The organism is Ruegeria sp. BHSA118 (assembly GCF_059613405.1).
The window spans coordinates 1-22,934 of the sequence record NZ_JBXWSM010000050.1 but is presented as its reverse complement, the minus strand read 5'-3'; the positions used below and the strand labels follow the sequence as shown (position 1 = coordinate 22,934).

The 22,934-nt window shown below is 58.4% G+C and carries 22 protein-coding genes; 7 read left to right on the top strand and 15 right to left on the bottom strand.

The window, feature by feature from the left end; all coding sequences use genetic code 11:
• The first annotated feature begins 11 nt into the window (after positions 1–11).
• The 3 genes from gloB to AC2FNN_RS15045 all read left to right on the top strand — a co-directional run bounded on the left by gloB (position 12) and on the right by AC2FNN_RS15045 (position 4,304).
• Positions 12–779, top strand: coding sequence for a hydroxyacylglutathione hydrolase (gloB, locus tag AC2FNN_RS15055; protein ID WP_496759336.1), 768 nt, complete (start codon positions 12–14; stop codon positions 777–779).
• Between the two features lie 174 nt (positions 780–953).
• A complete protein-coding gene (gene clpA, locus AC2FNN_RS15050) occupies positions 954–3,278 on the top strand; it encodes an ATP-dependent Clp protease ATP-binding subunit ClpA (protein WP_496759335.1) in 2,325 nt (774 codons plus the stop codon).
• A gap of 138 nt (positions 3,279–3,416) precedes the next feature.
• Positions 3,417–4,304 carry a YHYH protein gene (locus tag AC2FNN_RS15045; protein ID WP_496759334.1) on the top strand — a complete coding sequence of 296 codons (888 nt, stop codon included), beginning with the start codon at positions 3,417–3,419 and terminating at the stop codon, positions 4,302–4,304.
• A 50-nt stretch (positions 4,305–4,354) separates the two neighbouring features.
• Here the strand turns inward: AC2FNN_RS15045 and AC2FNN_RS15040 are convergent, their stop codons facing one another.
• From AC2FNN_RS15040 to AC2FNN_RS15030, 3 genes are all read right to left on the bottom strand, one after another.
• Positions 4,355–6,097, bottom strand: a complete 1,743-nt coding sequence (locus AC2FNN_RS15040; protein WP_496759333.1) for a peptidoglycan -binding protein — start codon at positions 6,095–6,097, stop codon at positions 4,355–4,357.
• A gap of 3 nt (positions 6,098–6,100) precedes the next feature.
• Complete coding sequence (locus tag AC2FNN_RS15035) at positions 6,101–7,279, bottom strand: biopolymer transporter ExbB (RefSeq protein ID WP_496759332.1); 1,179 nt, start codon at positions 7,277–7,279, stop codon at positions 6,101–6,103.
• A gap of 69 nt (positions 7,280–7,348) precedes the next feature.
• Positions 7,349–7,879 (bottom strand): gamma-glutamylcyclotransferase, encoded by a 531-nt coding sequence (locus tag AC2FNN_RS15030; protein ID WP_496759331.1) that lies wholly within the window; start codon positions 7,877–7,879, stop codon positions 7,349–7,351.
• 66 nt (positions 7,880–7,945) lie between these two features.
• Between AC2FNN_RS15030 and AC2FNN_RS15025 the strand changes: the two genes are divergently transcribed.
• A complete protein-coding gene (locus AC2FNN_RS15025; protein WP_496759330.1) occupies positions 7,946–8,944 on the top strand; it encodes a DUF2125 domain-containing protein in 999 nt (332 codons plus the stop codon).
• Here the strand turns inward: AC2FNN_RS15025 and AC2FNN_RS15020 are convergent.
• From AC2FNN_RS15020 to AC2FNN_RS15005, 4 genes are all read right to left on the bottom strand, one after another.
• The gene (locus tag AC2FNN_RS15020) at positions 8,941–9,774 is read right to left on the bottom strand and encodes an extensin-like domain-containing protein (RefSeq protein WP_496759329.1); all 834 of its coding nucleotides are present in this window, start codon (positions 9,772–9,774) and stop codon (positions 8,941–8,943) included. The genes AC2FNN_RS15025 and AC2FNN_RS15020 overlap by 4 nt on opposite strands.
• A complete protein-coding gene (locus AC2FNN_RS15015) occupies positions 9,771–10,691 on the bottom strand; it encodes a prephenate/arogenate dehydrogenase family protein (RefSeq protein WP_496759328.1) in 921 nt (306 codons plus the stop codon). Before AC2FNN_RS15015 ends, AC2FNN_RS15020 begins: the two co-directional genes overlap by 4 nt.
• Positions 10,688–11,773 carry a histidinol-phosphate transaminase gene (hisC, locus tag AC2FNN_RS15010; RefSeq protein ID WP_496759327.1) on the bottom strand — a complete coding sequence of 362 codons (1,086 nt, stop codon included), beginning with the start codon at positions 11,771–11,773 and terminating at the stop codon, positions 10,688–10,690. The genes AC2FNN_RS15015 and hisC overlap by 4 nt, the downstream gene beginning before the upstream one ends.
• A gap of 64 nt (positions 11,774–11,837) precedes the next feature.
• Complete coding sequence (locus tag AC2FNN_RS15005; RefSeq protein WP_496759326.1) at positions 11,838–13,253, bottom strand: aminotransferase class V-fold PLP-dependent enzyme; 1,416 nt, start codon at positions 13,251–13,253, stop codon at positions 11,838–11,840.
• A gap of 102 nt (positions 13,254–13,355) precedes the next feature.
• On the opposite strand from AC2FNN_RS15005, the gene AC2FNN_RS15000 reads away from it, so the two are divergent.
• Positions 13,356–13,817, top strand: coding sequence for an Lrp/AsnC family transcriptional regulator (locus AC2FNN_RS15000; protein ID WP_171634539.1), 462 nt, complete (start codon positions 13,356–13,358; stop codon positions 13,815–13,817).
• A gap of 133 nt (positions 13,818–13,950) precedes the next feature.
• On the opposite strand, the gene rpsD is transcribed toward AC2FNN_RS15000, so the two are convergent.
• Together rpsD and AC2FNN_RS14990 are read right to left on the bottom strand one after the other, a co-directional pair.
• Positions 13,951–14,571 (bottom strand): 30S ribosomal protein S4, encoded by a 621-nt coding sequence (rpsD, locus tag AC2FNN_RS14995; protein ID WP_152459028.1) that lies wholly within the window; start codon positions 14,569–14,571, stop codon positions 13,951–13,953.
• 240 nt (positions 14,572–14,811) lie between these two features.
• Positions 14,812–15,132 (bottom strand): hypothetical protein, encoded by a 321-nt coding sequence (locus AC2FNN_RS14990; protein WP_496759325.1) that lies wholly within the window; start codon positions 15,130–15,132, stop codon positions 14,812–14,814.
• A gap of 247 nt (positions 15,133–15,379) precedes the next feature.
• Between AC2FNN_RS14990 and AC2FNN_RS14985 the strand changes: the two genes are divergently transcribed.
• Entirely contained in the window at positions 15,380–15,778 is a 399-nt protein-coding gene (locus AC2FNN_RS14985; RefSeq protein ID WP_496759324.1) for a hypothetical protein, read from the top strand.
• Here the strand turns inward: AC2FNN_RS14985 and AC2FNN_RS14980 are convergent.
• The 5 genes from AC2FNN_RS14980 to ugpB form a co-directional block, all read right to left on the bottom strand.
• Positions 15,746–16,693, bottom strand: coding sequence for a glycerophosphodiester phosphodiesterase family protein (locus tag AC2FNN_RS14980; protein WP_496759323.1), 948 nt, complete (start codon positions 16,691–16,693; stop codon positions 15,746–15,748). The two genes, AC2FNN_RS14985 and AC2FNN_RS14980, sit on opposite strands and share 33 nt — an antisense overlap.
• A complete protein-coding gene (locus tag AC2FNN_RS14975; protein WP_496759322.1) occupies positions 16,693–17,748 on the bottom strand; it encodes a sn-glycerol-3-phosphate import ATP-binding protein UgpC in 1,056 nt (351 codons plus the stop codon). The genes AC2FNN_RS14980 and AC2FNN_RS14975 overlap by 1 nt, the downstream gene beginning before the upstream one ends.
• Positions 17,749–17,751: 3 nt before the next feature.
• Positions 17,752–18,588 (bottom strand): sn-glycerol-3-phosphate ABC transporter permease UgpE, encoded by an 837-nt coding sequence (gene ugpE, locus AC2FNN_RS14970; protein WP_152459916.1) that lies wholly within the window; start codon positions 18,586–18,588, stop codon positions 17,752–17,754.
• Positions 18,589–18,608: 20 nt separating this feature from the next.
• The gene (ugpA, locus tag AC2FNN_RS14965; RefSeq protein ID WP_496759321.1) at positions 18,609–19,490 is read right to left on the bottom strand and encodes a sn-glycerol-3-phosphate ABC transporter permease UgpA; all 882 of its coding nucleotides are present in this window, start codon (positions 19,488–19,490) and stop codon (positions 18,609–18,611) included.
• A 61-nt stretch (positions 19,491–19,551) separates the two neighbouring features.
• Positions 19,552–20,862, bottom strand: a complete 1,311-nt coding sequence (gene ugpB / locus AC2FNN_RS14960) for a sn-glycerol-3-phosphate ABC transporter substrate-binding protein UgpB (RefSeq protein WP_496759320.1) — start codon at positions 20,860–20,862, stop codon at positions 19,552–19,554.
• A gap of 172 nt (positions 20,863–21,034) precedes the next feature.
• Between ugpB and AC2FNN_RS14955 the strand changes: the two genes are divergently transcribed.
• Positions 21,035–21,937 (top strand): LysR substrate-binding domain-containing protein, encoded by a 903-nt coding sequence (locus AC2FNN_RS14955; RefSeq protein WP_496759319.1) that lies wholly within the window; start codon positions 21,035–21,037, stop codon positions 21,935–21,937.
• Between the two features lie 196 nt (positions 21,938–22,133).
• On the opposite strand, the gene AC2FNN_RS14950 is transcribed toward AC2FNN_RS14955, so the two are convergent.
• Positions 22,134–22,934, bottom strand: an 801-nt coding sequence (locus tag AC2FNN_RS14950; RefSeq protein ID WP_496759318.1) for a D-amino-acid transaminase, incomplete at its 5' end; no start/stop codon positions are given.

The following is a 22,934-nucleotide window of genomic DNA, read 5'->3' as shown; positions in this document are numbered from 1 at the left end:
GGCAAAAGGCCATGCCTCTTGAAATCGTTACAATCCCGTGCCTGAGCGACAATTACGCCTTTCTGGCGCATGACGCGGTCACTGGCCAGACCGTCCTGATCGACGCGCCCGAGGCCGCACCGGTCCTGAAGGCGCTGGATGACCGGGGGTGGGCACTGTCACATGTGCTGTTGACCCATCATCACTGGGATCACGTGGACGGGCTGGCGGGAATATTGGCCAAACAACCGGCAAAGGTCATCGGGGCTGCCGCTGACGCAAATCGCCTGCCACCGCTGGATCAGCAGGTCAAAGAGGGCGACAGTTTCGAGATAGGCGGCGAACCGGTGCAGGTTCTGGACGTTTCCGGGCATACGGATGGCCATATCGCGTTCTACATGCCGCAGAGTTCCGCCGTGTTCACCGCCGACAGCCTGATGGCGCTGGGTTGTGGGCGCCTGTTCGAGGGCACGCCCGCGCAAATGTGGGCCTCTTTGAACAAGCTGGCCGCCCTGCCGGATGACACTTTGGTCTGTTCAGGGCACGAATATACACAATCCAACGCCAAATTCGCGATTACAGTCGATCCCGACAACCAAGCCTTGAAAGATCGCATTGCGGATATCGACCGCGCACGTGCCGCCGGAAAAGCCACTGTTCCTTCAACTCTGACCCTTGAAAAGGCCACAAACCCGTTCCTGAGGGCCGCCGATCCGGCGATTCAGGCGAAATTAAGTATGGTCGGCGCTGAACCCGTGGCCGTTTTTGCCGAAATTCGGGCTAGAAAAGACCGGTTCTAATGCCTATTTGACCCTCTTCAGGGCCACGGTCACAACAAATGTGACTGTCAAGTGAAAGAAAACCCTTGAAGCCGGGCCACGATCAACCAAACTCTAATAGTATGAGGACATGGTTGGGATGGGGATCCGGCCGCAAGCCCGCCCCCTTCTGACCCAAGACAGAGGAGCACCCGCGTGCCTTCATTCTCGAGCACATTGGAACAAGCCATCCACGCGGCCCTGGCGGCTGCGAATGAACGGCGCCATGAATTCGCAACGCTGGAGCATTTGCTGCTGGCCCTTCTGGAAGAACCCGATGCCGTGCGCGTCATGAAAGCGTGCAGTGTCGATCTGGATGAGTTGCGCAGCACTTTGGTGGAGTTCATAGACGAGGATCTTTCGAATCTGGTCACGGATATCGACGGATCCGAAGCCGTACCCACCGCAGCGTTCCAGCGCGTCATTCAGCGCGCGGCGATCCACGTTCAAAGCTCGGGCCGGACCGAAGTGACCGGCGCCAACGTGCTGGTTGCCATTTTCGCCGAACGCGAAAGCAATGCCGCCTATTTCCTGCAGGAACAGGACATGACCCGTTACGACGCGGTCAATTTCATCGCTCATGGCGTCGCCAAAGACCCTGCCTATGGCGAAAGCCGCTCGGTATCCGGTGCGGATCAGGTGGAAGAAGACGCCCAGACCACATCCGGCGAAGCCGAACAGAAAGAAAGCGCGCTGGGAAAATACTGCGTGGATCTGAACGCCAAGGCTCGAGCTGGCGATGTCGATCCGCTGATCGGACGCTCGGATGAGGTGGAACGCTGCATCCAGGTGCTGTGCCGCCGCCGCAAGAACAACCCGCTGCTGGTGGGGGATCCGGGTGTAGGCAAAACCGCCATCGCAGAAGGACTTGCGCACAAGATCGTCGGTGGCGAGGCCCCCGATGTGCTGGCCAATACCACGATCTATTCCTTGGACATGGGCGCGCTGCTGGCCGGAACCCGCTATCGCGGTGATTTCGAAGAACGTCTGAAAGCGGTTGTGACCGAACTGGAGGATCACCCGGACGCGGTGTTGTTCATCGACGAAATCCATACCGTGATCGGTGCCGGGGCAACCTCGGGCGGGGCTATGGATGCCTCGAACCTGCTGAAGCCTGCGCTTCAGGGCGGCAAACTGCGCACCATGGGCTCGACCACCTACAAAGAGTTCCGTCAGCACTTCGAAAAGGACCGTGCGCTGAGCCGCCGGTTCCAGAAGATCGACGTGAACGAGCCTTCAGTGGAAGACAGCGTAAAGATTTTGCGCGGGCTGAAGCCTTATTTCGAAAAACATCACGACATCAAATACACCGCTGATGCGATCAAGACGGCGGTCGAGCTGTCGGCGCGTTACATCAACGACCGCAAGCTGCCCGACAAGGCCATCGATGTGATCGACGAGGCCGGCGCGGCGCAGCATCTGGTCGCGGAAAGCAAGCGGCGCAAGACCATTGGTGTCAAAGAGATCGAGGCGGTTGTCGCCAAGATCGCCCGTATTCCGCCCAAGAACGTCACCAAGGATGATGCGATGGTGCTGAAAGACCTCGAAGCATCGCTGAAACGGGTGGTGTTTGGTCAGGATCTGGCCATCGAGGCGCTGTCCAGCGCGATCAAACTGGCCCGTGCCGGTCTGCGCGAACCTGAAAAACCCATCGGCAACTATCTGTTCGCCGGTCCGACTGGGGTTGGCAAGACCGAGGTGGCGAAACAGCTTGCAGATACCCTGGGTGTGGAACTGCTGCGTTTCGACATGTCGGAATACATGGAGAAACATGCCGTCAGCCGCCTGATCGGTGCCCCTCCGGGCTATGTCGGGTTTGATCAGGGTGGTTTGCTGACCGACGGTGTCGACCAGCACCCGCATTGCGTGTTGCTGCTGGACGAGATCGAAAAGGCCCACCCGGACGTGTTCAACATCCTGTTGCAGGTGATGGACCATGGCGAGTTGACCGATCACAACGGCCGCACGGTGAATTTCCGCAACGTGGTGCTGATCATGACCTCGAACGCGGGCGCGCAGGAACAGGCCAAAGCCGCCATCGGTTTCGGCCGCGACCGTCGCGAAGGCGAAGACACGGCCGCGATCGAGCGCATGTTCACACCGGAATTCCGCAACCGTCTGGATGCCGTGATCTCCTTCGCACCGCTGCCGAAAGAGGTCATTTTGCAGGTGGTCGAGAAATTCGTCCTACAGCTTGAGGCGCAACTGCTGGATCGTGGCGTGACCATCGATCTGACCCCAAAAGCTGCTGAGTGGCTGGCCGACAAGGGCTATGACGACAAGATGGGCGCCCGCCCGCTGGGACGTGTCATTCAGGAGCACATCAAGAAACCCCTGGCCGAGGAGTTGCTTTTCGGCAAGCTGGCCAAGGGCGGTGTGGTTCGTGTCTCGGTCAAGAAGGGCGAACTGGATCTTGAAATTCTTGGGCCGGACCAACGGCGCATTTCAGGAGACAGGCCACCTCTGTTAACGGCAGACTGACCGGAAAACAGACAATTCCTTCAAAGCCCGGCGATCCCCATCGCCGGGCTTTTTCTTTGCCGACAGTATAAAATACGACGGAAAAAGACTTCTGCTGCGTGTCATCTTCAATGATGAACGCAAGACAGGGATCGACAGGTGAGCAAAATTTCAATCCTCTGGGGCGCCGCCTTTGCCCTATCCGCCGTTGCCGCGGTGGCAACTGCACAGCACAGGTTTCGCTATCACGACCAAACGACCGCAGAACCGCTGAGGTTGGTGCCCGCAACCGAAAACCCCGGGAAAAGCAGCGCCTCGGTGAAGGAAAAAGGCGGAAAAATCAAAGTGACGGGCAATGGCATCCCTGATCATCTGGTTGGCCGGTTTCCAAACCAAGGCAATCCGCACCAGATCGAACAGCAGAAGGTCAGGTTGAAATTGCCTGCAAATCCAACGGCCAAAGGTGCAATCACGCCGCTGCAAATGGGGTGGAACTTTGGCGTGTCACTCAACGGAGTTGTGTTCGACCCGCTGGCGGCCGAGTTCTGGCATGGCGACCCCAGGTCCGGGTGGTCCTACAATGCCTTGGGTGGCGCTGTTTCCTTGGGGATGGACGCCAACCATGCCCATGTACAGCCGAACGGAAAGTATCACTATCACGGTGTACCGACAGGGTTGGTCAAACTGCTGGGATGGTCACCGTCCCAGCACTCACCCCTGATCGGCTATGCCGCAGATGGTTTCCCGATATATGCCGTCACTGGCGTCGTAGGGGGCAAAGTGACCGAAATGACGTCGTCCTATCGTCTGAAACCCGGTAACCGGCCGGGTGGCGCTGCGCCAGGCGGGCGGCATGACGGCACCTTCAACGAGGACTACGTTTTTGTTCAGGGTCACGGCAACTTGGACCAATGCAACGGCGCCTTCACCGTTTCAGCAGAATACCCTTCAGGAACCTATGCGTATTTTCTGACCGAGGATTACCCGGTGGTGCCCCGGTGCTTCATGGGCACTCCGGATCAAAGCTTTCGATTTGGCAGACGGTAATCGGTTTGACCCTGTCACACGGATTACCCAGGCAAGAGGCAAGGGTCTTGCTATCTCTCCGTGAGTTTCAGTTCGATCCGGCGGTTCTGTGCCCGCGCCTCGGGCGTGTCAGCCGGATTGACCGGCTGGAACTCACCAAACCCGTTGGCCGCCAGACGATTGGGCGGTATGCCCAGCGCGTCGACCATATAGCGCACAACAGACAACGCGCGGCCCTGGCTGAGTTCCCAGTTGTCCCGGTATCGGCCCGAACCAGCCAGCGGAACGTTATCGGTATGGCCGTCGACCCGGATCACCCAGTTCAGGCCGGGCGGGATTTCAGCGGCGACGCTGCGCAGGATGTTGGCAACTTTAGCAACCTCCTGCTGCCCTTCCGCAGACAGCACGGCTGATCCGGTCGGAAACAAAACCTCGGACGAGAAGACAAAGCGGTCGCCTTCGATCCGCACGCCTTCCTGATCGCCAAGGACATCCCGAAGACGTCCGAAGAATTCCGAACGATAGCGTTGAAGGTCTTCCGCCTGCGCTGTCAGTTCCTCATTCTGACCGGCCAGTGCTTCGGCCTCGGCCTCGAGACGCAGGCGTTCGGCTTCTTCCAGCAGGCGGCGGCGGCGCTCTTCCGAAGCGGCACGGGCCAGCGCGGCATTCAGGTCCTGCCCCAAAGTCTGGATTTGAATCTCGGCGGCCTCGTTGCGCTCTTCGAAATCGTCCAGCAGGGCCTGCAAGGACCCCAACTGCCCGCGAAGGGCAGCAATCTGCTGGTTGAGCAGAGCCGCCTCACGCTGGGCCTCGGCTGAGATTTCTTTCTCTTCCGACAATGTCGATTCGGCCAGGGCCAGCAAGGCCTGCCTTTGTTCGGCAAGGGTGCGTTGTTCATCGGCATCCGCCTGCGCTTGCGTCTGTGCCTGCAAAGCGGCTTCAAGCTGGGCGCGCAATTCATCAGGGTTCACGTCGCCGAATTGTAGCTCAAGCTCGGCCCGCGCGGCTTGCGCTGCGGCCAGAAGAGTCAGCGTGTCTTCGGCCTCTTTGCGTTGTGCCTCCAACGCAAGCGTCATGGCCGTCAGTTCGGCATCCGCATCCAGAAGGCGGTTTCGCAATGCCTCGGCAGCAGCGGCTTCGGCCAGGCGGGCCGCTTCTTCATCGCTCAGTTGCTGTTCAAGGGTGGCGATTTCCGCCGCGCGATCCTTGCCGCTTTGCTCCAGATCCGCAACCAATGCCTCCAGCGCCTCGCGGCGGGCGGCTGCCAATCGGGCAGCTTCTGTCTGCGCATCGATTTCCTCGCGACTTTGTGCAAGGGCAAGGTTCAGCGCCTCTTGTTCCGTCAGCAATTGCTCGCGCTCAGTCTCAAGCGCTGCGATGTCGCCCAAAGCCTGTTCCTGCTCGGCAAGCAGCGCCGCAACCTGTGCTTCGAAATTCGTGATACGGGTCTGCGCCTGATCCAGAGCGGCGGCCTGACGGTCGCGTTCGGTGGTCAGTGAGGCGATCAGCGACTGCGCTTGCGCCAGATCGTCTTCGGCCTGCGACAGCGTCGTGTTCAACGCACCCAGCCTTGCCTGCAAGCGGCTGTTTTCACGCTCTTCCAAACCCAGCGCGCCCGCAAGCGCAGCAACCTCGTCTGCCAGTGTCGTCAGTTCGTCTTCCTGCCCCGAGATGGTCTCGCGCAAAACAAACTGTATCACCATGAAAATGGTCAGAACGAATGTCAGCACCATCAGCAGCCCGGTCATCGCGTCCACGAATCCGGGCCAGACCGAGCCCTGGAACCGTTGACCGGTGCGGCGGGACAGCGCCATGGGTTATTCCCCTTCCGGCGTGGTGCGCACCGCGCCCCGCGGCAGGGTCAGCGCCTTGACCAGCAGTTCGATATCCTTGCGGAACTCGTTCATGCTTTCCTGACGACCCGCCGAAATCTCTTCGAGGATACGCAGCAGCTGCACGTCCATCGAGCGCAGGCGCATCCGGCTTTCGGCGTCGATGCCATCACCTGCACCGTGTTCGCGCATGTGGTCAAGCAACGCATCCTGCCCCAGCGCAACACGCTCCAGAGCCGAAGTGACGCTTTCGGTATTGGCCTGGCGATTGTTCATCTCGGCAATCACATCGACCAGTTGCCCCAGTTTGGCCGAAACCTCAGCCCGCTCACTTTCCTGCGCGGCAAACAGATCCTGCAACGCATCCATCTGTTCGGACATGGCGTCCAGCACCGGCGTGAGCACGGCAATTTCCGCACCGCCTTCTTCTCCACCCGCGAAACCTACACGGGTGATCGAAGACAGCCATTCTTCGAGCTCGCGATAAAAGCGGTTCTGCCCGTGCCCGGCAAACACTTCGAGCAGACCAACAATCAGCGATCCGGCTAGACCCAGCAGAGACGACCCGAACGCGACACCCATCCCCTGCAACTGCGCCTCGAGCCCCGTCATCAGACGATTGAAGACAGCGAGCCCCTCTTCGCCTTCCTGCGGGTTCAGGCTGCGGATGGTGTCGACAATGGCTGGAACGGTTGTCGCCAGGCCAAAGAAGGTACCCAGCAGACCCAAATAGATCAGAACGTTGGTTATATAGCGCGTGATTTCCCGTTCTTCTTCGACACGCTCGGCCACGGAATCCAGAATGGACCGGGTAGAGGTAGAGCTGATCTGCGAGCGCGCGCCTCGCTCCCGCAGCAGCGAAGCCAAAGGCGCCAGCAATTGCGGTGTGCGCGCATCTTCGCGAACAACACCACCGACAAAGGCCTCGATCCAGCGCACGGACCCGATCAGTTGCGTAACCTGATAAAAACAAGCGAAGACGCCGATAAGAAATACGATCAGAATGAAACCATTCAGATACGGATTGGCATAGAAAACCGGCAATACATAAGGCAGCGCCAGAAACACGCCCAGCCCGGACAAGCCGATCGCCATCAACATCAACAGAATTTGTCGAATGGGATGCGAGAAATGGGGTCTCGCGCTCTGATGTGCCTGCGCCATGCGCGTGGTTCCCGGTATTTGCCTGCTTTGCGTCGAATCTAGCGGGATTCCGCGCGTGACGCCAAGAGTTTATGCGGTGATATCGCGCACCCGTTGCGCCAACCACTCAAGATCGTGATCACGCAGCCCGATCTCGGCCAGATGTTCAACGGTGTTGTAAAGATATTCGTCATTCGGGCCGCGCCCGCCTACCGCATGAGCGATGATCCGGGCCTGTTCCTCCAACGGCATCCCGCCGCAATACTGGACGTGGTCGGCATCGATCACATAGGTAACGGCATTGACGATTTCGTCGTTTTCCAGGTGCACATCCAGCATACGTTCAACATAGGCCGAGGAAATCAGCTCGCGCTCGCGCAGCTCGTGCAGCGTACGGTCTTCGTGACCCGCCTCGACCGCAAGGGCCAAACCGGTGCAACTTGCGTTCTCCTGTTCGTCCAGTGCCAGCACCAGGCCGGGTTTTTCTTCGGTCCCGCGATGGTGGATCGAGCTCATGCAGAAGGAACGGGAATAACCATGAAGTGTCGCGCGTTCACTGCGTGCCACCGGAAAGCCCGGATTCCACAGCAGTGATCCATATCCGAAAACCCACATCGTCATTGCACTGGTCCTTGCCTGTTTCGGCCTATAAACATCAATTCCAAGGCGGGAAAAAGGGCCTTTCGAATGCGTCTGATACGAGTGTTGATTTTTGTTACCCTGGCATGGAGCGCCTATTGGTTCGTGGCCGGGTATGGCCTGCGATCTGCGATCACTGGCTGGTTCGACCAGCAGGAGGCGCGCGGTTGGCAAGCGGATTTCGCGAATGTCGCAACGGCAGGCTATCCGACCCACCACATGACCCGTCTGAACAATCCGGCACTGGCAGATCCGGTGAACGGCACGGCGTGGAGCGCGGATTGGATCGAATTCAAAAGCCCCGCCATCTGGCCCGGTCGTCAGATATTGCGGTTCGCGGACACACCGCAACGCCTGTCATACTTTGACCAGACATCAATAATTGTGGCCGATGAATTGCTTGCCGAGCTGCAATTGCAGCCCGGCGTCTCGCTCGTGCTGGAGAAAATGGCTTTGACGGCCGGGGCCTGGTCGGTGACAGAAAACTCCACCACGCTGGCCTCGGGCGACACGCTGAGCCTGATCATGGAACAAACGCCGATTTCCCAAGCCTATGCCATCACCGCCCGCGCGGATGGGTTCACACCGGGGGAAAAACTGCGGGCCCTGATGCATTCCGCAAGTTCCTTACCGCAAAGCTTTGAAACGCTGGAACTGGATATGGTCACCACCTTCGACAAGGTCTGGAGCCGGTCCGCTCTGGAAGATGGTCGCCCGCAGCCCGTGGCCATCGATCTGCGTCTGGCCGAGATCAAATGGGGTGAGCTGCGCCTGTTCGCGACCGGCGATCTGGACGTGGACGCCCAAGGTATCCCGACCGGAGAGATTGCCGTCAAAGCCGAAAACTGGCGGGATATGATCGCAATGGCAAACGCGGCGGGTGCCCTGCCCGATCAGGCCGTAGATCCCGTCACCCGAGGGCTGAACTTTCTGGCGGGGCTGGGCGGAAACCCCAACGCGCTGGATCTGCAACTGAATTTTCGCGATGGTTTCGTGGCGCTCGGGCCATTGCCTTTAGGTCCTGCCCCGCGCCTGATCCTGCGTTAACGGCAGTACGGTCCGCTGCGATAGCGGGCCGTATCAAGGTGGAAGTGATCCTTGTGATAGCGATCGGAATTCGGCCCCAGCACGGTGCCAAACGGGCCGCACGCCCCGCGCCAGATCTTCTTGAGCTGTTTCTGAGACGGGTTCTTGCGCCACCCGTTCAGGACGGTCACCACCTCACCGTCGGCCATTTTGAAACCTGAGATATCGATCGCGCGACCCTTGCCATGTTCGGATATCCGCGCACCTTTGCGGTTGTTGCGGGTTCGGCAGGCATAATGGGCGGCGATTTGCAATTCGACCACAGGCCCGCGGCGTTTGAAGGTGGGTTTGACGGTTTTGTCGACCCACTTGTTCAACGCAATGGCGGTGCCGCAATCCATCGTCGAGGGACGGCTGAGCATTACACCCGAAACCGAGGTGATCTGCACCGCATCCTTGACACCGCAGGCTGAATTCTTGCTGCCCACGCGGCCAACAAGCTTGCCTTGAATGGCAATATCCCCGCAAACGGACCCTTTGCGCAGCTTGCGCCTTTTGAACAACACCTGCTGTTCGACCGACTCGGGTCGCAAATAAGGCATCAAGGATGTGTCCGGCCCCAGAAGTGGCAGTTCCGACGGGCGCGCCGCCGCAGCCGTGACCTGCGGCGAAACCGGACGCGAAACCGGACGCAGGTTGGCAATGTCAGAGGGGACAGGCGCGCTGACAGCCTGCTGAACAGTCAAAGGGCGCATGAGAGGCACCAAAGACTGGTCAAGGGGCGCCGCCTGAACCGGCGCGGCACCCAAAGCCACGACCCCGATCAGAAAACACCCCCAGCGCAGTCTCATGAACTTGCCTTTCCCCGCCCAAAGTCCGGTGCATCCGTATCCTGCCCGGCATCGATGATGCCGCGACGAATAGCACGGGTGCGGGTGAAGTAGTCAAATAAATGATCGCCGTCCCCGGTGCGTATGGCGCGTTGCAGGGCAAAAAGCTCTTCGGTGAACCGGCCCAGGATTTCCAGCGTCGCATCCTTGTTGGACAGGAACACATCCCGCCACATGGTCGGGTCGGACGCGGCAATCCGGGTGAAGTCCCGAAAGCCGGCGGCCGAATATTTGATGACTTCGCTGTCGGTCACCCGTCGCAGATCGTCGGCCACGCCAACCATCGTGTAGGCAATCAGGTGCGGCGCATGGGACGTTACGGCGAGGACCAGATCGTGGTGATCCGCATCCATCTCATCGACATTCGACCCCATGCCCTCCCAAAGCGCCCGAAGGCGGGCGATTGCATCCGGGTCAGTCCCTTCGACAGGCACCAGCAGGCACCAGCGATTATCGAACAATTTGGAAAAACCAGATTCCGGACCGGAATGCTCCGTCCCAGCCAAAGGATGCGCGGGAATGAAATGCACACCTTCGGGGACATGCGGCTGAACCGCCTGAATGACATGCCGTTTGACCGACCCCACGTCCGATAGGGTCGCGCCGGGCTTGAGCACGGGCGCGATGTCTTCTGCGACAGCTCCCATTGCCCCCACGGGCACGCAAAGAACGACAAGGTCAGCACCTTCGACCGCTTCGCGCGCCGTGTCACAGACGCGGTCGCACAGCCCGATTCTGCGCGCGGTGTCACGTGTCGCCTCGGACCGGGCATAGCCGGTCACTTCCCCGGCCAGGCCTCCACGCTTGATCGCCCAGAACATGGAGGAGGCAATCAGGCCCAGCCCGATCAGCGCAACCCGGTCGTAAATCTGGCTCATGCTGCACCCTCTTTGAATGCTGTAATCGCCGCAACGACGCGGCGGCAGGCTTCCTCATCGCCCACGGTGATCCGCAGGGCATTCGGCAGGTTGTAGCCTGCAACCCGGCGGACAATCAAACCCTGCGTCTTCAGATAGTCGTCACAGGCCTCGGCCTCGGTCCTGTCGGCAAAACGCGCGAGGATGAAATTGGTGCAGGACGGGTCCGAGGGCACGCCGATCTTGTCCAGCTCCTCGGCCAGCCACACCCGAAGGCGCGCATTTTCGGATTGGCAGAACGTCAGGAATTCGACGTCGCTGATCGCTGCTTCGGCTGCGGCCAGTGCTGTCAAAGACAGGTTGAAGGGCTGACGCACCCGGTTCAGTACATCGATAATCGATTGGTGCGCATACCCCCAGCCGACCCGCATCCCGCCCAGCCCGTACACTTTCGAGAATGTGCGGGTCATGATCACGTTCTCATACGCATCCACCAAAGACGCGCCGCCATCGAAACCGTCGACGAATTCGGCATAGGCGCCGTCCAAGACCATCAGGCAGGTATCGGGCAGACCCTGCGCCAGACGGTCCAGTTCGTCGTTCGAGATCATGGTCGAGGTCGGGTTACCGGGGTTGGTGACAAACACGATCCGCGTTTGGCTGGTTGCGGCGGCCAGAATGGCATCCACATCAACTTTGCGGTCGCGCTCGGCCACCATGACCGGCGTGGCACCTGCCATGCGGGCAATGATCGGGTACATGGAAAACCCGTGCTCGGTATAGATCACCTCATCCCCCGGCCCTGCATATGCCTGAGCGATGAATTGCAGCACCTCGTCGCTGCCGACACCGCAGATGATCTGCGCAGGGTCCAGCCCGTGACGTGCGCCGATGGCCGCGCGCAAACTGGCGTGGTCGGTGTTGGGGTACCGATGCAAAGTGGCCGCGCTGTCGCGCACCGCCTCTATGGCCTTGGGGCTGGGTCCAAACGGGTTCTCGTTCGAGCTCAGCTTGATCACATGTTCCACACCGGCCAAATGCGACTGGCCGCCCTGATACAGCGCGATATCCATAATGCCGGGTTGTGGGGTGATCTTGGTCATGAGAGGCTCCGTTGAATGGGCCTCTCATACCTGTCTCAAAGGGTTGAGAAAAGCGGCAATTCCCTCATGCGGCCTTGAAGCGCGCTGTTGCCGGGTCAGCGTTGTAGTAAGGCGTGAATTCTTCGGTCCGGTGCGACAGGTCATTGACACTGTCGATGATGAACTGAACCGTCTCTTCGCTCATCAGATTTGAGAAATTCAGACGCACCCAGCCGGGTTTTTTCATTTCTTCCCCGGCGGACAAGGCGGAGTGCAGCGCCTCTGACGTTGCCCGATCGATCCCCAGCAAGCGGTGGGCATAGGGTCCGGCACAGGCACAGCCGCCCCGCGCCTGAATGCCGTAGATATCGCTGAGCATCCGCGTAAACAGCTGCTGATGCACGGGCTGGCCCGCATTATCGCGTACCAGGAAGGAAAAGATCGGCAGACGGTGCGCGTTCTCGACACCAAGCAGGGTCAGGTTCGGGTTGTTCGTCCAGCCGTCCAGCGCCATTTGATTGTACTGCGCCTCACGCCGGGCGATTTCGTCCGTTCCGACGACATCCTTGATGATGAAGGCCAGCGCCGCACGAATGTCTCCGATCACGTTGGGTGTCCCTGCCTCTTCCCGGGTGGACAGATCGGCACTGTAGTCATGTCGCCACGGCGACACGAAACTGACGGTTCCGCCGCCCGGCCAGCTGGGGCAGGTCCGTTTCACGGCAGATTGGTTCACAACCAAAACGCCTGACGCGCCCGGGCCACCGGGAAACTTGTGCGGCGAAACCACGATCGCATCTTTTCGGGCATCTTCGGGCCCCATGTCCATCGGCAGGTAAGGCCCACCACCGGCATAGTCCCAAACGGCCAGGGCACCATACGCCTTGAGCATCCGCGTGACCGGATCAGGATCGGTGATAATGCCCGTTACGTTGGACGCGGCAGAAAAGGATCCGACCACCAAATCGGCATCCACATGGGCCTCCAGCGCGGCTTTCAGTGCATGCAGGTCCACGCCGCCGCCCTCGGCCTCGGGGATTTCGATGACCCGTGCCTTGCTTTCGCGCCATGGCAGAATGTTTGAGTGATGTTCATACGGACCGATCAAGACAATCGGCTGGTCAGCCTCTGCCACCCCTAGCAGGCTGACCAACCGATTGAGCCCCGCAGTGGCGCCGGACCCGGTAAAGATCACCGCGTCCTCTTCCCGAGCACCAACAATGCGGGCTATTTCCGCCCGCGCTTCGCGGCGCAGACGTGTCATGTAGGACCCACAGTAGGAAGCCTCGGTGTGACTGTTCGCGTAAAACGGCAAAACGTCCCGCGCCACAAAATCCTCGACCTGCCGCAACGCACGGCCCGAAGCGACGTAATCCGCATAGACAAGCGGCACGTTTCCAAGCAGACCCGGGATCAGAACGTTCTCGCCGATCAGCCCATCGCGCAGATTTGAATTGTGAGCGGTGGAACAGAGTTCCGCACGAAATTTGGACAGGGTCATGGCATTGGCTCCTTACTGCCATACCAATGTGATATTTCTGGCCCGAGGAAACTTCACATATCTTTGCGTGGATTTTAAAAAATTTGTGTCATATGATCAGTTATGGCATCAAAAATAGATCAAATCGATACACGCATTCTGAAAGAGCTTCAAAAGGACGCCACCCTGTCACAGCGGGAATTGGCGGATCGTGTTGGCCTGTCCCAGAATGCCTGCTGGCGGCGCTTGAAGGCCCTGAACGAAAACGGTGTGCTGATCGGATCCACGGCCCGCATCGCACGAGAGGAACTGGGGTTGAGCCTTGTGGTCTTCGTCATGCTCCGCACCCGACACCACTCTGCCCAGTGGCTTCAGGCGTTTCGGAGCCATGTTCTTACAATCCCGGAAGTCGTGGATTTTCATCGGATCGGAGGGGACTACGACTATCAGCTGAAGGTCGTAACGCAGGACATGTCGTCATATGACAAGGTCTATCAACGATTGATCGAAAAGGTCGAGCTGGACAGCGTGACCTCGTATTTCGCGATGGAAGCGATCGCCGAAGGCAGGCCCCTGCCGATCTGACCGGCACTTCATCTGTCCTCAAATCACACCAGTGGAAGCGCGGGAAACGTCGCGATGACGGCAGCGCCATGGGCAAACCATAAAAAAAGACCGCGCAAAAGCGCGGCCTTTCGGAACTCGATTGCGGCGAAGATCAGTTCTTCGCGTAGAATTCGACGACCAGGTTCGGCTCCATGACGACCGGGTAAGGCACATCGCTGAGGCCCGGTGCGCGCACGAAGGTCGCGGTCATTTTCGAGTGGTCGGCGTCGATGTAGTCAGGAACGTCACGCTCGGCCAGTGCGACGGCCTCAAGGACAACAGCCAGTTGCTTGGATTTGTCACGCACCTCGATCACGTCGCCTTCTTTGACGCGGTAGGACGGGATGTTGACACGCTTGCCGTTCACTTTGACGTGGCCGTGGTTCACGAACTGGCGCGCGGCAAAAACGGTTGCGACGAACTTGGCGCGGTAGACCACAGCGTCCAGGCGACGCTCCAGCAGGCCGATCAGGTTTTCACCGGTGTCGCCTTTCACACGCTCGGCTTCGGCGTAGATGCGGCGGAACTGCTTCTCGGTCAGGTCGCCGTAGTAGCCTTTCAGCTTCTGCTTGGCGCGCAGTTGCAGACCGAAGTCAGACAGTTTGCCCTTGCGGCGCTGGCCGTGCTGGCCGGGGCCGTATTCACGACGGTTGACCGGGGATTTCGGACGACCCCAGATGTTTTCGCCCATCCGGCGGTCGATTTTGTACTTGGCAGACGTGCGTTTGGTCACGGCTGATCTCCTTCGTTAGGTCGAGGCCGCAGTGGGCCACTATGAAGGGCGTTGTCCTCTTGAGGTCTCCCCCATGACAGGCATCCCCTTGCGGGGGCCACCAACACCAATGAAGCCGCGCTTATATCCGCAATGCTGGCGGAGTCAACACAGCATTCCGCAAAGTTCAGAAAAACGATCCGGGCAGACATCCAGCGGACCGGGCACCGCGCCGAATCCGCCAGGCGGCGGCTTGAAATCCTAGTTTGAGGTCGGGAAAGAGACTACCGTCGCGCCGCTTTTCGCGACCGGGTTCGGGATCATCGCAAGCTCGGTCACTTCGACAATCCAGAACTCTTCATCCCGCGGCGGGCAAGCGCCTTCGAACACAAGAGTCCGCGACGTATCGTTGCCATCGACAACAATACTGGCAGAGAATTTCTGCGCACCGTTGGTAAGGGTAAGGGTTCCGGTCACATCGCCCGAAATCTCGCGGACAATTGGAAAGCGGTTGGTCACCTGGCTGGAAACGCCCCCGACATTTCCGATTTTTCCGATGCTTTGCTCGGCAGTCTCACTCATGACGATTGCTTGTCCACGCCATGACCATGCTGCTCCGACCGTCATACAGGAAAGGGGCGCGTCTTCTAGCCCATCAATTTCCGTCTGACACCAGGTAATAGCTATTTGACCGTTTGTTCCGGCTCTCATCTGCCCACTCGCACTTACCAACACCCCAACACTCAATTTTTTCCTTATCAGCACAAATTCCGGCGGAAAAGAGACAGAACTGCAGCAATCCCAAGATTGTTGTTAATGTGACTCAATTTTGGCGCTGTTCGTCAGGGGCGACGGCCCATCGATGACGGTTGTGACCAGCGATAGCCGAAACCAAAACCAGAAAAAACCTGATGGCATTGAACGAACTGATGTGCAGGTATCAATTCTTCTTCATCGCCCAAAGGTGCGGAACACTGTCCCGACAACTGCAAGCGTGACGCTCAGAGCAATGGGGGAAGCGTTCCGGATTTCCGTCAGCCGCGCGCCCAAGAACGGTTTCCAGAGCAAAGGCTCTCATCAAATCATGTTGAAAGAACATGCGGGTCCTGAGCGTCAACGGGCTGAAGGGCCTTTGTTTGAGGCAATTTTCAATTGGCGCAAGAAATTCATCCACGTCACCCTCGGGGTGCCGGGATCACCGGCACCCTGCGGCCCAACGGAAGCCTGACTCTGACAGTTGTCTTTGAACCCGCCCGGGATAGTCGGATACGATTGCGTCCACGCCCAGATCGATCATCCTGCCGATATCTTCATGTTCATTGACTGTCCACACGACGACGCACAGGCCCAGCTCTTTTGCGCGCGTGACGTTTTCAGGCGTTACATCCGCAAAGTACGGGCACCAAAGCGAACCGCCAGCCTGCTTTACCAAGTTTGGAATTTCGTCGCGACGACCTCGAAAGTCCGGGCAAACGGACTTTGAGGAATCCTCGCCAACATCGTCGGCATTATCCGGAAGTTGCGTCAGGTAGGATGAAGGTATATCCGGAGCTTGCCTCTGACACTCCGCCAACAGATTCCAATCAAAACTGTGAAGCACCGCGCGCGAAGACAAACCTTTGCCGCGAACATCCCGAAGTACTCTGCGGACAAAGTTTTCCCGGTAAAGCGCATCATGGGCCAGGTCGGGATCCGACTTAAGCTCGAGCATCAGATGGGCATCACTGTATTTCGGGTCATCGACCAAATCGAGCAGATCCAACAGCATTGGAACACGAACATTGTCTATTTGCGCCTGATCCGGGAAGCGTTGGCCATAGGCGGAATGCCCGTCCAGACGCCCAATATCGAATTGTCGGATCTGTTCGTAAGTCAGCGAGGATACTTTCGGCTCTTCCCCGGTCAGAAACAGGCCATAGCAATCGCGGAAACTGGCCGAATGCAGGCGATGATTGTGCGTAATGACCGGCACATCATCGGCCGTCAGGACAACGTCAAACTCAAGAAGCGGAACGCCGATGGAAAGTGAAAAGTCGAAGCCGATCATGCTGTTTTCAGGTAACACGCCTCGTGCCCCCCGATGCCCCACGACCCGGATCAGGTTTTCCCCGCCGCGAAAGGCCTCAACCTGCTGAAACGCCATCAGCCTTCCAGCCTCTTGCCCGTCGCATGGTCAAACAGATGCATGTTCTCTGGTGCCACCGAGAACCGCATATTCGGATGGCGTCCTTCGATCGGGTGGACACCGGGAAGGCTTGCCGTGATCGCGCCTTCCGAGCCCGACAGGTGACCGTGCAGCAACGTGTTGGCCCCAAGCGGCTCAGCCATCTGAATCGCGGCTTCAAGCGGGCCATTGTCATCCAACAACAGGTGCTCTGGTCTTATGCCAAGCTTCACGGCGCAGTCCGGACCCACGGAGGGGCCGATTTCGATTTCTCCGATCTTGACCGCCCCGTTTTCGCGCCGTGCTTCGAAAATGTTCATTGCCGGGCTGCCAATGAACTGCGCGGCGAACAGCGTTTGCGGAGTTTCATAGACCTCGAGCGGCGTGCCGATCTGCTCGGCGATGCCGCCATTCATCACGATCATCCTGTCCGCCATCGTCATTGCTTCGACCTGGTCATGCGTGACGTAAAGCGCCGTGATCCCAAGTTTTTCCTGAAGTTCGCGTATTTCCAGACGCATCTGGACACGAAGCTTGGCATCGAGGTTCGAAAGTGGCTCATCAAACAGGAAAACAGCGGGCTCGCGGACAATGGCCCGACCCATCGCAACCCTCTGACGCTGACCGCCGGACAACTGCCTGGGTTTGCGATCCAGCAAAGGTTCAAGCTGCAACAGCTTTGCCGCCTGGGTTACCTTTTGATCAATCTGAGCCTTGGGCAGCCCCGCGATCTTCAGGCCATACCCCATGTTCTGACGCACGGACATATGTGGATAGAGCGCGTAGTTCTGGAACACCATGGCGATGTCGCGATCCATGGGCTCTTTGTCATTGGCGCGTTCACCGCCGATCCGGATTTCCCCGGACGTGACCGTTTCCAGCCCCGCCACCATCCGCAACAACGTGGATTTGCCGCAACCTGACGGGCCGACGATCACGATAAACTCTCCATCGGCGATATCGACATCAACGCCGTGGATCACATCCGTCGGGCCAAAGCTCTTTTTGACATTCTCTAAGGTAACTGTTGCCATTTCTTACTTCTCGCTATCGACAAGGCCACGGACAAAGAGCTTTTGCATCGACACCACCACGATGACCGGCGGGATCATCGCCAGAATGGACGTCGCCATGATCGTCGGCCAATGCGCAAAGTCGTCACCGGACGGGAACATCTGCTTGATACCCATCACGATGGTATTCATTTCAGGATCGGTCGTGATCAGCAGCGGCCAAAGGTACTGGTTCCACCCATAGATGAACAGGATCACGAACAGTGCGGCGATGTTGGTCCGGCTCATGGGGACGACGATATCGATGAAAAACCGCATCGGTCGCGCGCCGTCGACCCGGGCTGCCTCGGCAAGCTCATCGGGGATGGTCAGAAAGAACTGACGGAACAGGAAGGTTGCCGTGGCCGAGGCGATCAGGGGAAAGATCAGCCCGTAATAGCTGTTGAGCATGCCGAACCCGGCGACAACTTCGAACGTCGGAACGATGCGGACTTCGACCGGCAGCATCAGGGTCAGGAAGATCAGCCAGAAGAACGTCGTTCGTCCGGGAAAGCGGAAATAGACAATCGCGAAAGCCGACAGCAGTGAGATGATGATTTTGCCGACCGCAATTCCAATTGCCATCACCAGACTGTTGAACAGCATCGTGGCAACGGGCACATTTACCCCCGAGAACAGCGCCGCCTTGTAGTTCACCCAGAACTGATCGCCGGGCACGACAGGCATCGGTGGCGAAACGATCTCGGCCTGGGTCACGGTCGAAGCCACGAAGGCAAGCCATATCGGGAAAAATATGATCAGGACACCGAGGATCATGAGGGCATGGGACAACCAGATGCCCGCGCCGCGTTTTTCGACCATTCCGTGTTGTTGGGCCGCCATCAGTAATGCACCCTCTTTTCCACGTATTTGAACTGGATGACCGTCAACAGGCCCACGACGATCAGCAAGATGACCGATTGCGCCGAAGACGAGCCGAGGTCCTGCCCCACAAACCCGTCCGAGAATACCTTGTAGACAAGGATTGTCGTCGACTGTTGCGGCCCGCCGCCGGTGATTGTGTGGATCACGCCAAAGGTTTCGAAAAAGGCATAAACAACGTTGACCACCAGCAAGAAGAATGCCGTCGGCGACAGCAACGGCAGCACGATCGTGAAGAACCGGCGCCAGAAATGCGCGCCGTCAATCGCCGCTGCCTCGATCACGGATCTTGGAACGGATTGCAGGGCAGCGAAAAAGAACAGGAAGTTATAGCTTATGCGCCCCCAGGCAGAAGCAACGACCACCAGTCCCATGGCTTCGGTGCCGTTCAGAACGTGGTTCCAGTCATATCCGAGCTGGCCGAGATACCATGACACGACGCCGACGCGCGTGTTGAACATGAACAGCCACAAAACACCCGCAACCGCAGGGGCAACAGCGTAGGGCCAGATCAGCAAAGTCCGATAGACCCCGGACCCCTTGATCAATCGATCCGCAATGACCGCAAGAAACAAGGCAGGGATCATCGAGCACAACGTGACCAGCGTGGAAAACACCGCCGTTGTTACGAAAGAGGCGCGATAAAACTTGTCACTCAGCAGGAATTCAAAGTTGCCGAGCCCCACGAACTGGGACGACAGCCCGAACGGGTCAGGTATGAACAGCGACTGCCAGACGGCCTGACCGGCGGGGTAGAAAAAGAAAACAGCGGAAATGATGACCTGAGGGGCGATCAATGCCAATGGCAACAGCCAGCCGCGAAAGGTGACGCGTTTTTCCATCCTGAAATCCCACCGAAGAAAGAAAATGCGGGCCCTGAAAAGGCCCGCATGACGTTACGACTTATTGATTGGCGGATTCGAACCGGCGCAGCAACGCATCACCGCGTTCCTTCGCGCTGTCCATCGCTTCCTGAGCGGTCTTCTCACCGGACCAGATCGCCTCGAGCTCTTCGTCGATGATGCCCCGGATCTGGTCGAACGATCCCAGACGCAAGCCTTTCGAGTTTGCTGTCGGCTCTTTCGCGGTCATCTGGATCACTGCGACGTCGGTGCCCCGGTTTTCGTCATAAAAACCTGCGGCACGCGTAACTTCACCCGCTTCTGTGGTGATCGGAAGGTAACCGGTGTTCTGGTGCCAGGCCGCTTGTACGTCAGGTGATGACAGGAAGCTCAGGAACTCTCCGACGCCCTTGTACTCTTCGGGCTCATGACCCTCCATTACCCAAAGAGACGCGCCACCGATGATGGTGTTTTGCGGCTCACTGGTGACGGATTCCCAATAGGGCAGCGGACGCACGTCGAAATCGAACTCAGCCTCTGCCTTGATGCCGGCGTACCCGGCCGAACTTTCGGTGAACAATGCGCACTCGCCTGATCGGAAGTTCGCACCGCCTTCGTTTCTGCGACCGGTATAGATGAACTTGCCGTCCTTGGCCCAGTCACCCATCGCGGTCAGATGTGCAACCTGCACCGGACCGTTCAGCATCAGCTCGGTATCCAGACCGGCAAATCCGTTGTCACGTGAGGCAAAGGGAGCATCGTGATAGGCTGAAAGGTTTTCAAGGTGAATCCAGCTTTGCCATGCTGTCACCAACGGGCAATCCTCACCACCCGCCTTCAGCTGCTCGAGCACTTCGCCGACTTTTTCCCAAGTGGACAGATCCGTGTCCGGATCAACGCCTGCTGCTTGCATGGCATCGCGGTTAACCCACAGGACCGGCGTCGAGGAGTTGAAGGGAAGCGACAGCATCTCTCCGTCAGTGGTTGTGTAGTAGCCTTTGACGGCGCCAATATACGCGTCGGGATCAAAAGACGCGCCGCTTTCGGCCATCACTTCATAGACCGGCTTGATCGCCCCTTTGGCTGACATCATTGTCGCCGTGCCGACTTCGAACACCATCAGGATATGTGGCTGTTCTCCGGCCCGGAATGCAGCAATCCCGGCATTCAGGGTTTCCGAGTAGTTGCCCTTGTGGCTTTCGACCACGACGAACTCATCCTGACTGGCGTTGAATTCTTCAACCTGTCCTTTGACAAGTTCCCCAAGGCGACCGGTGAAGGCATGCCAGAACTGGACTTCGGTTTGCGCCATTGCCGCCAAGGGGGACAAGGCCGTGGTGATGGCAAGAGCGCCAAGCAATTTCTTTTTCATGATTCCTCCCATGCATCAGGGTTGATGCTTCGTTGAATACCGACCGCAACGCGTAAACGGCCCACATGACGATTTCACGACGTTAACGTTACAAAAATATAATTCAAGGCCTATCTACTTGGTGAAAAAATAACATAGTATTATGAAATGGCGCAGCAGATCGGGATCAGCAATGAGTCAAATTCTTAGAGTCCGGCAATTGGAGGCCCTGTTGGCCGTGACCACCAACGGGTCTGTCACGGCCGCTGCGGCTGATCTGGGCGTAACCCAGCCAGCTGTAAGCCGATTGCTGTCCGATCTTGAAAAATCGCTTGGGTTTCAGCTTTTTGACCGCCGGGAAGGCCGATTGGTCCCAACGCAGGAGGTTCGCTATCTCTTGCCCAGCGTCGAGCGCGTTCTCGAATTGATGAGACAAATCTCGGATGTCAGCCAGGATATCACGCAACGCAAAGCAGGGCACATTCGCGTCGCGTGCCTGCCGGGATTTGCCACCAGCCATTTGCCCAAAGTCGTCGCCGGTTTCCTGAAGGATCGGCCCGGCGTCACCCTGACGATCGAACCTGACAGACCTGAACGCATTCTGGAATGGATGATCGGCGAGCAGTATGATTTCGGAATCACTGACAGCTTTCACGGTCATCCGGCGGTAGAAAGCAGGAACATCGACGTTCGCACGGTGTGCGTGTTCCCAACAGGGCACGAGTTGGAAGGCCTCTCCGAAGTTGCCCCGGCGGATCTTGCAAACAGCAAAATCATCCACACCCGACGCGACAGCGACTTTTTCGGACGGCTTTCGAAAGTGTTTCAACATGCCAATGTCGAACTGAACTCGCATATCGAGGTCCGGCAGTTCACGGCGGCATGTGAATTGGCGCTGGAAGGTGTCGGTGTCTCGGTCGTAAGCGAACTGGATGCTGTCCAATACACGTCGCGGGGATTGAGTTATCGGCCGTTCAAGCCGTCTTTGACGCATACCCTCTCGTTGGTGCGTCCAATTCTGAAGCAACCGTCATTGGTGACGCTGGAATTCATCGAACAGTTTCAGGAAAGCCTGAGCCCTTTCAAGGTCGGGTAACCCCGCCTTCAACCATATTCCTGCGACACCGCAGGAACTGGTCCGACAACAAGACCAGTGTCCCGGCGGAAGGTCTTATGTGATCTGCTCATGCTTGGCGGGAACTACAGCGAAACTCCCTGCACTGCCCCCGAGGTCCGACTGATATAGGCACGGCGCCGCAACAGTTTACTGCAACGCCGTCCAACGTGGTTCTTCAGATCGCGGCCTTTCGGCTTTCATCCAGGTAAATTTCACGAAGGCGTTTGGCAATCGGACCGGGTGTACCTTCACCCAGCGTGACTCCGTCAATTTCCACCACCGGCATCACGAAGGCACTGGCCGAGGTTGTGAACGCTTCATCAGCCTCTTTGGCTTCGTCGATGGTAAACAGCCGCTCTTCAACTTCCATCTGTGCTTCGGCTGCCATGCGCAGCACGGCCTTGCGAGTGATCCCATGCAGGATGTCGTTGGACAGCGGGCGGGTCACGATCTTGCCGTTCTTGACGAAATAGGCGTTGTTGCTGGTGCCCTCGGTCACAAAGCCGTCCTCGACCAGCCATGCATCGTCGCACCCCGCTTTCTTGGCCATCATCTTGCCCATCGACGGGTAGAGCAGTTGCACGGTCTTGATGTCGCGGCGGCCCCAACGGATGTCCTCGATCGAGATGATCTTGGCACCTTTCCGTGCCGCCGGGCTGTCAGCCAGCCCGGGCTTGTTCTGCGTGAACAGAACGAGGCTTGGTTTGGTATCGGCCGAAGGGAAGACAAAATCCCGGTCACCGTCACTGCCGCGCGAAACCTGAAGATAGACCAGGCCCTCTTCGATGCCGTTCAGATCAACCAGCTTGCGGTGAATTTCCAGCAGCTCATCTTTGGTGCAGGGCTCGGCCATCTCCAGCTCGTCCAGAGACCGCTTCAGGCGCACCGCGTGGCCCTCGAAATCGATCAGCTTGCCATCCAGTACACTGGTCACTTCGTAAACCGCGTCTGCAAACAGGAAGCCACGGTCAAAGAT

Coding starts and splice junctions, on each gene's coding strand:
- gloB (WP_496759336.1), top strand. CDS start 12: ATGCCTCTTGAAATCGTTACAATCCCGTGCCTGAGCGACAATTACGCC.
- AC2FNN_RS15040 (WP_496759333.1), bottom strand. CDS start 6,097: ATGGCGCTGTCCCGCCGCACCGGTCAACGGTTCCAGGGCTCGGTCTGG.
- AC2FNN_RS15035 (WP_496759332.1), bottom strand. CDS start 7,279: ATGGCGCAGGCACATCAGAGCGCGAGACCCCATTTCTCGCATCCCATT.
- AC2FNN_RS15030 (WP_496759331.1), bottom strand. CDS start 7,879: ATGACGATGTGGGTTTTCGGATATGGATCACTGCTGTGGAATCCGGGC.
- AC2FNN_RS15025 (WP_496759330.1), top strand. CDS start 7,946: ATGCGTCTGATACGAGTGTTGATTTTTGTTACCCTGGCATGGAGCGCC.
- AC2FNN_RS15020 (WP_496759329.1), bottom strand. CDS start 9,774: ATGAGACTGCGCTGGGGGTGTTTTCTGATCGGGGTCGTGGCTTTGGGT.
- AC2FNN_RS15015 (WP_496759328.1), bottom strand. CDS start 10,691: ATGAGCCAGATTTACGACCGGGTTGCGCTGATCGGGCTGGGCCTGATT.
- hisC (WP_496759327.1), bottom strand. CDS start 11,773: ATGACCAAGATCACCCCACAACCCGGCATTATGGATATCGCGCTGTAT.
- AC2FNN_RS15005 (WP_496759326.1), bottom strand. CDS start 13,253: ATGACCCTGTCCAAATTTCGTGCGGAACTCTGTTCCACCGCTCACAAT.
- AC2FNN_RS15000 (WP_171634539.1), top strand. CDS start 13,356: ATGGCATCAAAAATAGATCAAATCGATACACGCATTCTGAAAGAGCTT.
- AC2FNN_RS14990 (WP_496759325.1), bottom strand. CDS start 15,132: ATGAGTGAGACTGCCGAGCAAAGCATCGGAAAAATCGGAAATGTCGGG.
- AC2FNN_RS14980 (WP_496759323.1), bottom strand. CDS start 16,693: ATGGCGTTTCAGCAGGTTGAGGCCTTTCGCGGCGGGGAAAACCTGATC.
- AC2FNN_RS14975 (WP_496759322.1), bottom strand. CDS start 17,748: ATGGCAACAGTTACCTTAGAGAATGTCAAAAAGAGCTTTGGCCCGACG.
- ugpE (WP_152459916.1), bottom strand. CDS start 18,588: ATGGTCGAAAAACGCGGCGCGGGCATCTGGTTGTCCCATGCCCTCATG.
- ugpA (WP_496759321.1), bottom strand. CDS start 19,490: ATGGAAAAACGCGTCACCTTTCGCGGCTGGCTGTTGCCATTGGCATTG.
- ugpB (WP_496759320.1), bottom strand. CDS start 20,862: ATGAAAAAGAAATTGCTTGGCGCTCTTGCCATCACCACGGCCTTGTCC.
- AC2FNN_RS14955 (WP_496759319.1), top strand. CDS start 21,035: ATGAGTCAAATTCTTAGAGTCCGGCAATTGGAGGCCCTGTTGGCCGTG.